Source organism: Phocaeicola abscessus CCUG 55929 (genome assembly GCF_000312445.1).
GTDB classification, from domain to species: domain Bacteria; phylum Bacteroidota; class Bacteroidia; order Bacteroidales; family Bacteroidaceae; genus Phocaeicola; species Phocaeicola abscessus.
In genome coordinates this window covers 689,375-703,867 of the sequence record NZ_HE997182.1, presented here as the reverse complement: position 1 = coordinate 703,867, position 14,493 = coordinate 689,375, and the positions used below count along the sequence as shown (strand labels likewise).

The following is a 14,493-nucleotide window of genomic DNA, read 5'->3' as shown; positions in this document are numbered from 1 at the left end:
ATCATTTACATTACGTTCAGTACTTGTTCTTTGATTTGTTCCAATTCGTCTTTCATTTGGACCACGATGTTCTGCATTTCCGCCAAATTGGATTTACTTCCGGTAGTATTGATTTCGCGTCCCATTTCCTGGGCGATGAATCCTAATTTCTTCCCTTGTCCATGTCCGTTTTTCATCGTCTCACGGAAATATTGCAAATGGTTTTCCAAGCGTTGTTTCTCTTCACTGATATCTAACTTTTCGATATAATAAATCAGTTCCTGTTCCAGGCGATTTTTATCATAATCGACCGGCAAGGTCTTCAACGATTCGATGATACGTTCGCGAATTTTTGCCACCCGCTCCGCCTCGTAGGATTCGATGGATTGCAGTAACCGTTCGATATTGTCGATCTTTTCCATGAATTTCTTTTCCAGTGCTGCTCCTTCTTGCGTGCGAAAGATTACCAAATGGTTTACGGCCTCCTCCACAACCCGCCATGCTGTTTCCCATTCTTCTTCCTCCAATTCCTGGGTTTCTACTTTCGTCAATACGTCGGGCATACGAAACAACAAGTTGAACCAGTCGGTCGGTTCCGGGATATCCAGTTGGGTGGATAATGCTTTAATTTGTCGATAGTAATTCTCCACTAACGAAACGTTGATGGGGGTGGCCGCTTGCTCGTTCTCTTTTTCTATCCAAAGGTTGAAATCCACTTTTCCTCTTTCCAACTTTTGGGTGATCAAAGCACGAATGTCCATCTCCTTTTCCCGATAGTCGGGAGCGATGTGCGTAGACAGATCCATCGCTTTACTATTGAGTGATTTGATTTCTACTATGATTTTCTTGCCCCCGAATATGGCAGAAGATTTGCCATATCCTGTCATGGATTGTATCATAACTTATGTGTATTTTTGACAAAAGTAATGATTTTAAAGAATTGGAGTATAAATAAAAGTGTATATTTGCAAATTATAAGTTGAATGGAGAATCGATATGTCTTGTATTCTGAATATAGAAACCTCTACGGAAGCGTGTTCCATCGCTTTAAGTCAGGACGGTGCAGTCATTTTTTCCAAAGCAGATTTAAACGGTCCGTCGCATGCTGTCCAATTAGGCACTTTTGTGGACGAAGCATTATCTTTTTCCGACAGTCATGCGATCCCATTGGATGCAGTCGCTGTAAGTAGTGGACCGGGCTCCTATACAGGACTGCGAATAGGGGTATCCATGGCAAAAGGAATCTGCTTCGGCCGTAGTTTGCCGTTGATAGCCATTCCGTCGTTGCAGATATTATCGGTACCCGTATTACTGAACGATGACTTGCCGGAAGAGGCCTTGCTTTGTCCGATGATCGATGCTCGCCGCATGGAAGTTTATGCCGCAGTATACGACAGAGCGTTGAATACAAAACGAGAGATAGCCGCCGATATCGTGAACGAAAAATCCTATCGGGATTTCCTCGTGGATCATCCTGTTTATTTTTTCGGGAATGGTGCAGCCAAATGCCGTACCCAAATTATTCATCCCCATGCGCATTTCTTAGAGAATGTGGTACCGGAAGCAAAGTGGATGTTCCCGCTGGCAGAGAAAGCCAACGTGAACCGTTACTATGAAGATGTGGCTTACTTCGAACCGTTTTACCTGAAAGAATTCGTTGCAACTCAACCCAAAAAATTAATATAGTTTATGGAATATAACACCCAACAGCGAAAATTACCCCTTCCGCAATACGGAAGAAGCGTACAAAATATGGTGGACTTTTGCCAGACTCTTAAAGACCGTGCAGAGCGCCAGCAATGCGCTAATACCATCGTTAATGTGATGGGAAGCATGTTTCCCCGTTTACGCGATTCGGAAGATTTCAAACATAAATTGTGGGATCATTTAGCCATCATGTCCGATTTTAAGCTCGATATAGACTATCCTTTCGAGATGATCAAGAAAGAAAATCTCAATCCGAAACCGGAATCAATCCCTTATCATCAGATAAATATCCGTTATCGATATTATGGCTATATCGTGGAGATGATGATCAAACGCGCCGTCGCTTTTCCTGAAGGGGATGAGAAAAATCAACTTATCAGATTGATTGCAAACTACATGAAACGCAGTTACCTCCTGTGGAATAAGGAAAACGTGGACGATCAGAAAATATTGAACGATTTGCAGGACTTCTCCAGCGGAACAATCCATTTGACGACGGAAGATTTGGAACTGAACGATTCTAAAGACACTACGCCACGAAAACCGAACAATCAGCGGAAATCGAACAATCAACGAAAACAGAACAGCGGACAACGCCGAAAGTTTTAAAATTGAGGTTGTCGGGTATTCTTCAGCATAAATGATCAAGGAAGAGGAGGTATATAAAATCGGCAAATTCCATCGACCTCATGGAATAAAAGGAGAATTGTTGTTCACTTTTACCGATGCGATCTTCGATAAGGTAGAAGGCGGTTATCTCGTTTGCTCGATGGACGGAATCCTCGTCCCTTTCTTTATCAAAGCGTATCGTTTCCGTTCCGATACGACGGCACTGATAAAATTGGAAGATGTCGATTCGGAAGAAAAAGCTCGGCTGTTTACCAATGCGGAGGTCTTTTTCCCCAAGAAATTTATAGACGAAAAGGCATCTCCGGAGATTGTGTCGTGGAACCACTTCACCGGATTTCGAGTGAAAGACATCACGCACGGAGATTTGGGGAAGGTGACAGGAGTAGACGATACGACGATAAACGTTTTATTCAAGATCGAGAAAGACCGGAAGGAAATACTGTTGCCGGCGCACGAGAAATTTATTTTGAAGATCGACCAAAAGAAACGATGGCTTACCGTTCAAATACCCGAAGGTTTGTTAGAGTGACGAAAAATGGCTGATAAAAAGAAAAGAAAAAGAGCCTTTTGGCACAACATCAAGTTTAAGTATCGATTGACCGTTACCAACGAGCATACCTTGGAGGAAGTGGTCGATATTTACGTGTCCAAGCTGAATGGCTTGTCGTGGTTGCTGCTGATCGTCTTCGTTATCTTTTCTATAGCTGCGGTCATCGTTACTTTCACCCCCTTGCGGAATTATCTTCCCGGCTATATGAACAGTGAGGTCAGAGCGCAAGTGGTGGATAATGTCCTGAGAGCCGATTCTTTGCAAAGGCAATTGGATAGGCAGCGATTGTATATAATGAATATTCGAGATATACTGCGCGGAGAGATAAAGACGGATTCCACCCGATGGTCTATCGATTCCTTGACGGCCATACGGTCTGATTCTTTGCTAGAAAGAAGCCGCCGGGAAGAGCAATTCCAGAAACAGTACGAAGAGACCGAGCGTTACAACCTGACGGCGCCCCTCCCCTCTGCCGAAATTTCCGGCACGATCTTTTGCCGACCTGTAAACGGCATCATCTCTTCCCGATTCGATAGAGCCCACCGGCATTACGGCGTAGATATTGCGGCAAATCCGCACGAAAGTGTCATGGCGACGATAGACGGCACGGTGATATCCGCTGCTTATACGATTGAGACCGGTTACGTTATCGAATTGCAACACTATCAGGGATTCATCTCCGTGTATAAACACTGCGAATCGTTGTTGAAGCAGGAAGGCGAAACGGCAAAGGCGGGTGAAGCGATTGCATTGGTCGGTAGCACCGGCAAATGGAGCACAGGCCCTCATTTACATTTCGAATTATGGTATAAAGGTCGTGCCATAGATCCTACGAATTATATTCCGTTTTAATATGAAAAAGCAGATTGCGATATTAGGATCTACGGGATCGATCGGGACGCAGGCGCTTCAAGTGATCGAAGCGAATCCGAAATCGTTCGAAGTCTACGCGTTAACAGCGAATAACCGGGTGGAACTTTTGGCCGAGCAAGCGCATGCATTCTTACCCGATTCGATCGTCATCGCCAACGAGAAGAAATACGACCAGCTGAAAGAGCTGGTTGCTGACATCCCGGTGAAGGTCTACGCCGGAGCGGAGGCCGTTTGTCAGATTGTCGCCGCTCAGTCCGTCGATATCGTGCTTGTCGCCGTGGTAGGTTATGCAGGTCTGAAGCCCACAATAGAAGCCATCAAAGCAGGTAAAACGATTGCATTAGCAAACAAAGAGACCCTGGTTGTGGCCGGTGAACTGATCACGTCCTTGGCAGAGGAATACCGCACTCCGATTTTGCCGGTCGATTCGGAACATTCAGCGATATTCCAATGTCTGGAGTACGGAAATCCTATAGAGAAGATCTTATTGACAGCTTCCGGCGGTCCGTTTCGTACTTATTCGATGGAGGAATTGGCTGCAGTGACGAAAGAGCAAGCCCTAAGGCATCCGAACTGGAAGATGGGAGCCAAAATCACGATCGATTCCTCCTCGATGATGAATAAAGGTTTCGAGATCATTGAAGCCAAATGGCTGTTCGGGATACGGCCCAACCAGATAGAAGTGTTGGTTCATCCCCAATCTATTGTCCACTCAGCTGTTCAGTTTGTCGACGGGGCCGTCAAGGCGCAGTTGGGCGTACCGGATATGCGGCTTCCCATCCAGCTAGCTTTCTCCTATCCCGAACGTTTGCCTTCATCCTTCGAGCGAATCGATCTGTCCAAAGTGAAAGAGCTCACCTTTGAGAAGCCGGATATAAAGAAGTTCCGTAACCTGGCCCTAGCATACGACGCAATTCGGCAGGGAGGAAATATGCCTTGCATCGTCAATGCGGCCGACGAAGTAGCAGTAGAGGCTTTCCTGCACGATCGGATCTCCTTTCTTCACATGAGCGACGTCATCGCGGAGACGATGGAAAAGGTGCGGTATATGAAATCACCAATGTATGAAGATTATGTAGCAACAGATGCAGAAGCCCGTCAGGTTGCTCGAAGTTTATGTAAATAATTAAAAACAGATAATAGTCAATGGAAACATTTTTGATTCGTGCTCTTCAGTTGATCGTCAGCTTTTCGCTGCTGGTCGTTATTCATGAAGGGGGGCACTTTGCGGCAGCCAAACTGTTTAAGGTGCGTGTAGAAAAGTTCTACATCTTTTTCGATCCCTGGTTCACCCTGTTTCGATGGAAACCGAAAAAAAGCAAAACGGAATACGGGATCGGTTGGCTGCCTTTAGGCGGATATGTAAAGATTGCCGGCATGATCGACGAATCAATGGATACCGACCAAATGAAAAAGCCACCTCAACCGTGGGAGTTCCGTACGAAACCGGCTTGGCAGCGGTTAATCATCATGATCGCCGGAGTGGTCATGAATTTCCTGTTGGCCCTGTTTATTTACTCCATGATTCTGTTGCATTGGGGCGACTCTTACGTCGCGTTGCAAGATATGACCTATGGTATGAAGTTCAACAAAACGGCTCAACGAATCGGTTTCCGAGATGGCGACATTCTGTTGAAGGCGGACGATAAACCGATCCAACGCTATGGCGTAGATATGCTTCGCGCCATCGCAGAGGCCCGTGTCGTTATAGTGAAGAGAAACGGGCGGGAAAAGGAGATCTTCATGCCGGAGATAAGCTTATTGGATATGGCGAAAGAGAATCCGGTATTCGTAGACGTCCTAATCCCTAACGTGATCGATTCTGTCTTGCCTGGCGGATCTTTTGCCAAAGCCGGAATTCGCAAAGGGGATAAAATCTTAGCGGTCAACGACAAGCCTGTGAACTCGTGGAACGCTTTCCTGGAGGTGATGGATGATCTTAAGAACGATGCAATCGTCAGAAAAGAGAAAACGGCCACCTTGAAAGTCGTCTTCGATCGGGCGGAAAGATTGGATACCGTCAGTCTGCAGACAGATACGCTATTCATGGTCGGAACGATGGGACAAATGCTGAATTATAAAACGACGATCTTAAAATACGATTTCTTCGCTTCTTTTCCCGCCGGCATTCAGCTGGGAGTAAACACCTTGAAGGGCTATGTCAACGATATGAAATATGTATTCACCAAAGAGGGCGCCAAGAGTCTGGGCGGTTTCGGAACGATAGGAAGCATCTTCCCCAAAAAATGGGATTGGCATAAATTCTGGTCGATGACGGCCTTCCTGTCCATCATCCTCGCCTTTATGAATATTTTGCCTATACCCGCGTTAGACGGTGGGCATGTGTTCTTCCTGCTGTACGAGATTATCGCTCGGCGCAAACCGAGCGACAAGTTCATGGAATATGCCCAGATCACAGGGATGGTTCTTTTATTCGCTTTATTGATATGGGCGAATTTCAATGATGTGATGAGATTTCTGTTCTGATTTTTTCAAGACTGTCGTCCCCTGTAGGAGTCAAGGGATTGAAAAACTTAAACGATTGTATTGAAATTATTTATTTTTCTGTCTTGAGATGTTCCGAAGTTTGAAAATAATATTCGCCGAAACCTAAAAATGAATTTAGAAACCGGCATATTGCACGATTCGACCGAAATCCCCCACGATTCGTTCAATTTTTAGCCGTTCGAAGAGGGCTATAAATTTATAATTATAACAAATCGAAAAAAAATGCAGAGGATTGAATGATTATTCGGGAATATCTTGTATTTTTGCTCCGAACCAGAATATTTATGTATTTATGAAGAATAAGAATCGCAGGTTGGAGACGATCAAAGTGATTGTATCCAGCAAAGAATTAGGGAGTCAGGAAGAATTGTTAAGCGAACTGAAAAAAGAAGGGTTCCGGTTGACACAGGCTACGCTTTCGCGTGACTTGAAACAATTGAAAGTCGCCAAGGCGGCAAGTTCGAACGGCAATTACGTGTATGTCTTACCCAACGATACGATGTATCGCCGGAATACGCAGCAACATTCAGTCAACGAAATGTTGGCCCACAGCGGGTTTATCTCCATCGATTTTTCGACCAGGGTAGCGGTCATCAAAACGCGTCCGGGTTACGCAGGGAGTCTGGCTTACGATATCGATAATTTCGGCTTTGAAGAAATATTAGGAACAGTTGCCGGCGACGATACCATCTTGCTGGTAGTCCGCGAAAATTGTACCGATACCCAGATCAAACGTATACTTTCCGTATTGATTCCCAACATACACTGACAGATCGTTTAAACTAAACGAGAAAATGGAGTTGAAAGATATTGACGTGATGATAGCAGATTCCTCTCACGAAATTTATGTTGATATCATTTTGGATACAATCCGTGAAGCCGCTAAAGTCCGCGGAACCGGCATCGCCGAACGTACACACGAATACGTCGCCACGAAGATGAAAGAAGGCAAGGCGATCATCGCCCTTCATGGAGCCCAGTTCGCAGGGTTTACATATATTGAATCGTGGGGCAATAAGCAATACGTAGCCACTTCCGGGCTGATTGTGCATCCTACCTATCAGGGAATAGGGCTCGCCCGCCGAATCAAGGCAGCTTCATTCCGATTGGCGCGTATGCGTTGGCCTAAAGCAAAGATCTTCAGCTTGACGAGCGGCGCAGCGGTAATGAAAATGAATACGCAATTGGGATACCTCCCCGTCACATTCAATGAACTGACTGACGACGAAGCCTTTTGGAAAGGTTGCGAAGGGTGTATCAATTATCCTATCTTGAAAGAAAAGAATCGTAAATTCTGTATCTGTACCGCCATGTTGTACGATCCGGAATTGCATAAAGGTGAGGAAGAAATTTAATAAAAACCGATAGTGGAAAAGAAAAGTAAGAAAAAAGTAGTAGTCGCTTATAGCGGAGGCTTAGATACATCGTATACGGTGATGTATCTAACCAAAGAAATGAATTGCGAAGTCTACGCCGCCTCTGCCAATACGGGTGGATTCAGTGAAGAACAATTGAGAAAGAACGAAGAGAACGCCTATAAGTTGGGAGCAACCCGATATGTGACGCTGGACGTGACGCAGGAGTATTATGCCAAGAGCCTGAAATATATGATCTTCGGCAATGTGATGAGAAACAACTGCTACCCAATATCCGTTTCGTCCGAACGTATCTTTCAGGCGATGGCTATCGCCCGCTATGCCAACCAAATAGGGGCCGATGCCATCGCACACGGATCTACCGGTGCTGGAAACGATCAGATTCGATTCGACATGACTTTTCTGGTAATGGCTCCTGGCGTAGAGATCATTACCTTGACTCGCGACAAAACCTTGACCCGCCGGGAAGAAATGGACTATCTGAACGCACACGGCTTTTACGCCGATTTTACCAAGTTGAAATACTCATACAACGTGGGAATCTGGGGTACGAGCATCTGTGGCGGAGAGATCCTCGATCCGACGAAAGGCCTTCCTGAAGAAGCTTATTTGAAACATGTCGTTCGTCGAGAAGAATCTGAATTGAAGATTCGGTTTGAAAAAGGAGAAATCGTTGCCGTAAACGACGAATGGTTCGACGACAAGATCAGCGCGATTCAAAAGATTGAGGAAATCGGAGCTGCTTATGCTATCGGACGCGATTGCAACGTGGGCGACACCATCGTTGGTATTAAAGGACGCGTAGGCTTTGAAGCCGCAGCGCCTAAACTGATTATAGAAGCTCACCGCCTGCTTGAGAAACATACGTTGAGTAAATGGCAGCAATATTGGAAAGATCAGCTAGGAAACTGGTACGGCATGTTCTTGCACGAAAGTCAATACTTGGAACCGGTTATGCCGGATATGGAGGCGATGTTTCTAAGTAGTCAACGACATGTCAATGGAACTGTAATACTGAAGCTGCGTCCTTACGGTTTTGAAACCGTAGGAGTCGATTCTCCGGACGATTTGCTGAAGAGCAAATTAGGCGAGTACGGCGAGATGCAGCGGGGTTGGACAGCCGAAGAAGCCAAAGGCTTTATTAAAGTGTCGAGTACCCCCCTGAGAGTTTATTACGGCATTCATCCTGACGAGGAACGTTAACGTCTGAATTTAAACTAATTGTAATGATCAGAGTCGGAATAATAGGTGGAGCGGGCTATACAGCAGGGGAATTGATTCGGTTGTTGCTCAATCATCCCGATGTGGAAATGAAGTTTATCCATAGTACCAGCCATGCAGGCGATCGGATAACCTCCGTTCATGAGGGACTTTATGGAGAAACGGATTTGATTTTTACGGATGAACTGCCTTTGCAGGAGGCAGATGTCGTTTTCTTTTGTACGGCTCACGGAGATACGCGAAAGTTTATGGAAAACCATCAGCTCCCGGAGAATCTGAAGGTTATCGACCTGAGCATGGATTATCGCTTGAAAACGGAAAGAAATGATTTTATCTATGGCTTGCCAGAATTGAACCGGCGGACGATTTGCCACAGTCGATACGTGGCTAATCCCGGTTGTTTTGCCACCTGTATTCTGTTGGGGTTGCTACCTTTGGCGAAGCATCTGTTGTTGAACGACGAGGTGATCGTGAATGCGATCACCGGAAGTACGGGAGCAGGCGTGAAGCCGGGAGCGACGAGTCATTTCAGCTGGCGGAACAATAATCTAAGCATTTATAAACCCTTTCGACATCAGCATGTGCCAGAAATCGAACAATCTCTTTGCCAATTGCAGCACAGTTTTCGTTCCGAAATAGCATTCATTCCTTATCGCGGCGATTTTCCTCGCGGTATCTTTGCAACGCTTATCGTAAAAAATACCATGAGCGAAGAAGATTTATACAAGTTGTATGAAGATTATTATGCAGAGGACTCTTTCGTGTTCCTGGTGAAGGAGAATATCGATTTAAAGCAGGTCGTCAATACCAATAAATGCTTGATTCATTTGGAAAGGCACGGGACGGATAAGTTGTTGATCGTTTCGTGCATCGATAACTTGTTGAAGGGCGCCAGCGGTACGGCGGTCCACAACATGAACCTGATGTTTAATCTGGAGGAAACGATAGGGTTAAAACTCAAACCCTCGGCCTTTTAATGTAGTTGTAAGATGAAACTGTTTGAGGTATATCCATTGTTTGGCATCCACGTAGTCAAAGGTAAAGGTTGCCGTGTCTGGGACGATCAAGGCAATGAGTACTTGGATTTGTACGGCGGGCATGCTGTCATAGCTATCGGTCACGCACATCCTCATTATGTGGAGATGATCAGTCGGCAAGTCGCCCGGTTAGGTTTTTATTCCAATTCCGTCGTCAATCAGCTGCAGCAGGAAGTAGCGGACCGATTGGGTCGGATTTCCGGCTACGACGATTATCAGCTTTTCCTGATCAACAGCGGGGCGGAAGCGAATGAGAATGCTCTGAAATTAGCTTCGTTTTATAATGGAAGAAAACGCATCCTCTCCGTAAACAATGCCTTTCACGGACGCACTTCTTTAGCCGTTGAAGTGACCGATAATCCGGCGATTTCGGCCCCTGTGAACAGCAATGGGCACGTTACCTTCCTGCCTCTGAACGACATTGATGCATTTAAAACAGAGCTGGCAAAAGGAGATGTATGCGCTGTGATAATAGAAGGTATTCAGGGTGTAGGGGGAATTCGCGTTCCGGATGCCCGGTTCTTGCAAGAATTGAGTAAGGTATGCTCCGATGCGGATGCCGTCTTGATTCTGGACGAAATACAGTCGGGCTATGGCCGCACGGGTAAATTCTTCGCTCACCAACATGCAGGGATTCGGCCCGATATAATCACGGTGGCGAAAGGTATAGGAAATGGTTTTCCGATGAGCGGCGTTTTGATCAGTTCGAAGTTTTGGCCGACGTATGGGCAATTAGGTACTACTTTCGGAGGGAACCATTTAGCTTGTGCGGCTGCTATTGCCGTGTTGGATGTGATAACAAAAGAACATTTAGTGGAGAATGCGGAGACCGTCGGAACATACTTATTGAAAGAATTGCAGAATATTCAGGTTACTCACCCTGAAGAGATTAAAGAAGTCCGTGGGTGCGGACTAATGATAGGTATCGAATTCAATAAACCTATAAAAGAACTGCGTAAACGTTTGCTATTTGAGCAGCATGTCTTCACAGGGGCCAGTGGGACGAATGTCATTCGTTTATTGCCTCCGCTTTGTTTGTCGCTAGAAGAAGCGCAAGTATTTATTGATAGATTTCAACGACTACTTTAGTTTCTGCAAGAAAGGAAAAGAGCTCTCAACGAGAGCTTATGCCTGTCATAACGTCTAAAAGGGATATTCCGAAAATAAAATTGAAGGTGTGTCAAAATGTTTCTCCTTCGCCGAGACCCAAAAACAAATTTAGACGCCGGCAAACATTATTCCCGGCCCTTCGGACGCTCTGCGGCGGAAGAATAAATCATTTCCCGACCGCCTGACGCTCTGTAACAGCTCCCCCACAAAGGACGATAGCTTTAAAAGCAATTAGACTTCCGCTTTGAACCAAGTGAGCAGTTCTTGAGAGAAGAGAGATTACGCCAAAACATTCGTTTTGACACAATCCCTCTTTGCTTCTTTAAGCATTCCTCTTCGAAAATAAGGTTTGGCAGCCGAAACAGGGATCGGTTTCTACCTTCCAAACGACACACGACATATCTTTTTCCTCCCCCTTCATTTGGTAAGTGTCCGCCGCCTTTAAATCAATGGTTCAAGTAATCTTCCTCACAAAGTTTTTCATCATCATATATAGTTTGATGTGTTATCCATTGACATATGAATGTTATTTCAGACCCGCCTTCATTTCGTATAGCGTTCATATTTGCCTTCTAACATGACATCGCGTACTGCATTTAGATAATCATAGCCATACTCCATATCGGGCAATAGATAAGCACCTTCCACCCATTCATTCATCGCATAAATCGTAATCAACTTGGGTTGATCGGGATGGGTGTCGCAATACGTTTTCGCCCGTTGCAAATAAGCGGCAAAGCTGGTCGGTGTCTTGTTGAAATGGACGAGGTCATGAGGGCCTTTATCCGGGAAACGTGGAGAGTCATCGTAACTGATGGATGCGTTCGGAAAGAATGGGACATTCAACAGCTTGTCCCATTTGCCGATACGCTCCCATGCTTCCTCTCCCCATTGGACATAGTCTTCGCGGATAGGAGATCCCCAATTGTACTGCGTCACACTGTTAATGCCCAACGTGCTTATTTGATCCGCCAATTCCTCTCTGGGTTCTCCAGAAGCGATGACCTGAAAATGAACGCCGGGGAAGCCCGCAGTTTTCGCCTCTTTAGAAAAATAATCCAATCCTTTTTTAGTCTCTTCTACAGAACCGAATGTTTTAATCAGATTTTCGATGCTATAGATAGAAAAAATAGGTTTACCATCGAATTTCAAATAATTCGATTGACTAAAATACTGACCGATGATGCGTTTGACAATAATCTTCCAATTAGGCCAATCGATATTTCCGTTCCACAAACGTGAATTGTCGTCTTTATAACGGTGCACATTCCAATAATTGCGTGCCACGTCATGATCGGCCCACATAACATAGAAATTCATCTTTTTGTTATTCGGCGCTTTTAGGAAACCGTCATTCAAACATCCTTCTAAAAAAGGTCCATTATTAAACCAGTACCAATCAAAAATGAAGGTATTGATACCATTGTCTATGGCAGCATTTATCCATTTCTCCATGACCTTAGGATCGTCATCCAATTCGTAGCCCCATAAGGGAACTTTAGGTTGGTAATGCCCCTCAAAGCGCGGATTGCCTTTCTTTATTATTTCCCATTCTCCTGTTTTCTCCGGCCATAATACTTCTTCTCCCATCGGATCGTTATGGCAAGAAGGCCATATATAAGCAGCGACAATGTAGTCGGAAGACGACTTCATGTCAGACTCTTTCGACGTAGACTTTGGAGAACAACTCAGCAAGAAGATACATGCTGTTACGATAAAATAAACGCTTTTTTTCATATAAAATAATTTTATAATAAAGAGATGAACCAGAGAACGAATCCATCTCTTTGTATTGGTTATTCGGTTTAAAGAGTTAACTAGCAAGTGCAATATTACACATAATATTTGTAAAACTCTCACTTGGAGGTAAAGAAGTTTAATTTTCGTACGGTTGTCCGTTGATTTTAGCCTAATATTGAAGTCCTTCGATCTATATTAATTACTTTTATATTTTATTCCTTGTATGAGTTGACTTAGTTTGGCTATTTAATTATATTCGGTTTCCTATCCACTTTCTATAGCCATCAGTCGATAACCGATCAACCTCTTAACAAGCTCACCTTCGTGTTCTACTACCTGAATAGAGGCATCATGCCGATACTTATGTGAGTCTACTCGTTGCTCCTCTCTGAAAAGCTTGGCATCACAGATAAGACCGTTTTAAAAAGGACTTAGAATTCTACCGCTTTGATTCCAATATTTACGGGCCTTCCAATACGTTGCAACATGGAATATAATTCCGCAACCGGATAAATGAGAATAATCCATAGTCAACATGATATCACGTAAAATTTTTTCTTCTTCATTTGACAATATAGGATCATTTGCCATAAAAACGACCAATGCGGATTCTCCCGCTTCTCTCACAACATGCCAGATGTTCCGATATTCCCCCCCAGAGAGGGATCCTGTATCCATTTTGCGTATGCCATTCTTTTACAAATCTCCAATTAGGTCCCAGCATAGTCAATTTGGTCTTATCCATTTTTCTTATTTCTTCCAGATAATAAATAGAACGTTCAAACGCTAATTCTCCTACCCGCTCGATAAGCTTCTGCAATCGAAGCTGCAACGAAGATTCCGTTTCCAAGTCTAACAACAATTCAAATGAATACATCATTTGAAGATATACATAAGCAGAATAGTTATTCCCTATCCTCTCCGATTGTTCAACAGCTTCATTTATATAACTTCTATACAAATTATAATATTTTCTGTTTTGAGTAACATGCCATGCTGCAGCATAAAACATCGGTAAACGCGCAGCTTCATGGGGCGCAACGTTCCACATCCTACAAATACCTAAGGGACATTGTTTCCCATCAGCTCGCAAAAAATCGTAATTATTCTCCGGTACAACATTCTTATACATTCTTTCGGCAATACCTATCAGAATGAAACGAACAGCCTGTTTCTCCTCCTCATCGGCTAACGGACTATCATAATACTTCCATAATCCATGTACACAATGGGTATATTGGTCCCTCGAAGAATTATAATAAAAACTTTTACCATCTTCCCGACAAATACCTCGAGCAACGAAACCAGTAAAGCCAGGTATCAAAGAACAACGTTTCAGCCCGTCCAATAATTGGGATGCACGTTCTTTCAAGCCTACTTCTTTTGTTTGTCCATATATATCAACAAGTGTCTCCAACATAATTCCTGTCAGAATCACACAATCTTCCATGCCTGTTCCATACCCGCACGGATTTGGGTATTGCCGGTTAACCTCCTGCCGGGTCGGTAAATGAGACAGTTCTTTTCCTTTTTCATAACTACTTATGTAGTCATAAAAAAGATGTGTACCAGTATCATAAAACCGCTCCCATGATGCTGTCCATGCTTCTTCAATAGCAGAATAATCAGGTTTCTTTTCTCCTTTTACTACTATCGATAATAAGCAAAAAACAAATAAAGACGAGATTCTCATTCTATTTCTTTTATAATCAAAGGTATGCTAAACTCTTACATAAACGACAGAAAAGGAATTCAGCATACC

General features: G+C 44.2%; 14 protein-coding genes. 11 read left to right on the top strand and 3 right to left on the bottom strand.

Annotated elements, in window-relative coordinates:
• Positions 1-5: 5 nt before the first annotated feature.
• A complete protein-coding gene (locus BN102_RS02790; protein WP_036786964.1) occupies positions 6-878 on the bottom strand; it encodes a YicC/YloC family endoribonuclease in 873 nt (290 codons plus the stop codon).
• A gap of 97 nt (positions 879-975) precedes the next feature.
• Here BN102_RS02790 and tsaB point away from each other — a divergent pair, with 97 nt between their 5' ends.
• The 11 genes from tsaB to BN102_RS02735 all read left to right on the top strand — a co-directional run bounded on the left by tsaB (position 976) and on the right by BN102_RS02735 (position 10,970).
• Complete coding sequence (gene tsaB / locus BN102_RS02785) at positions 976-1,665, top strand: tRNA (adenosine(37)-N6)-threonylcarbamoyltransferase complex dimerization subunit type 1 TsaB (protein ID WP_019207550.1); 690 nt, start codon at positions 976-978, stop codon at positions 1,663-1,665.
• 3 nt (positions 1,666-1,668) lie between these two features.
• Complete coding sequence (locus BN102_RS02780; RefSeq protein ID WP_019207549.1) at positions 1,669-2,295, top strand: DUF4290 domain-containing protein; 627 nt, start codon at positions 1,669-1,671, stop codon at positions 2,293-2,295.
• A gap of 31 nt (positions 2,296-2,326) precedes the next feature.
• Entirely contained in the window at positions 2,327-2,845 is a 519-nt protein-coding gene (gene rimM, locus BN102_RS02775; protein WP_019207548.1) for a ribosome maturation factor RimM, read from the top strand.
• Positions 2,846-2,851: 6 nt separating this feature from the next.
• Positions 2,852-3,718 (top strand): M23 family metallopeptidase, encoded by an 867-nt coding sequence (locus BN102_RS02770; protein WP_019207547.1) that lies wholly within the window; start codon positions 2,852-2,854, stop codon positions 3,716-3,718.
• Position 3,719: 1 nt separating this feature from the next.
• Complete coding sequence (locus BN102_RS02765; RefSeq protein WP_019207546.1) at positions 3,720-4,865, top strand: 1-deoxy-D-xylulose-5-phosphate reductoisomerase; 1,146 nt, start codon at positions 3,720-3,722, stop codon at positions 4,863-4,865.
• A gap of 20 nt (positions 4,866-4,885) precedes the next feature.
• Complete coding sequence (rseP, locus tag BN102_RS02760) at positions 4,886-6,226, top strand: RIP metalloprotease RseP (protein WP_019207545.1); 1,341 nt, start codon at positions 4,886-4,888, stop codon at positions 6,224-6,226.
• Between the two features lie 313 nt (positions 6,227-6,539).
• On the top strand, positions 6,540-7,016 hold the full coding sequence (gene argR / locus BN102_RS02755) for an arginine repressor (protein ID WP_019207544.1): 477 nt from the start codon (positions 6,540-6,542) through the stop codon (positions 7,014-7,016).
• A 25-nt stretch (positions 7,017-7,041) separates the two neighbouring features.
• On the top strand, positions 7,042-7,602 hold the full coding sequence (locus tag BN102_RS02750; protein WP_019207543.1) for a GNAT family N-acetyltransferase: 561 nt from the start codon (positions 7,042-7,044) through the stop codon (positions 7,600-7,602).
• 12 nt (positions 7,603-7,614) lie between these two features.
• Positions 7,615-8,826: an argininosuccinate synthase gene (locus BN102_RS02745; protein WP_019207542.1), complete on the top strand. Its 1,212-nt coding sequence runs from the start codon at positions 7,615-7,617 to the stop codon at positions 8,824-8,826.
• A 23-nt stretch (positions 8,827-8,849) separates the two neighbouring features.
• Complete coding sequence (gene argC, locus BN102_RS02740) at positions 8,850-9,821, top strand: N-acetyl-gamma-glutamyl-phosphate reductase (RefSeq protein ID WP_019207541.1); 972 nt, start codon at positions 8,850-8,852, stop codon at positions 9,819-9,821.
• Between the two features lie 12 nt (positions 9,822-9,833).
• Positions 9,834-10,970, top strand: coding sequence for an aspartate aminotransferase family protein (locus BN102_RS02735; protein WP_019207540.1), 1,137 nt, complete (start codon positions 9,834-9,836; stop codon positions 10,968-10,970).
• Positions 10,971-11,534: 564 nt separating this feature from the next.
• Here the strand turns inward: BN102_RS02735 and BN102_RS02730 are convergent.
• Positions 11,535-12,728, bottom strand: a complete 1,194-nt coding sequence (locus BN102_RS02730; RefSeq protein ID WP_019207539.1) for a glycosyltransferase WbsX family protein — start codon at positions 12,726-12,728, stop codon at positions 11,535-11,537.
• A 583-nt stretch (positions 12,729-13,311) separates the two neighbouring features.
• Positions 13,312-14,424: a hypothetical protein gene (locus BN102_RS02725; protein WP_198006539.1), complete on the bottom strand. Its 1,113-nt coding sequence runs from the start codon at positions 14,422-14,424 to the stop codon at positions 13,312-13,314.
• Between the last annotated feature and the right edge of the window lie 69 nt (positions 14,425-14,493).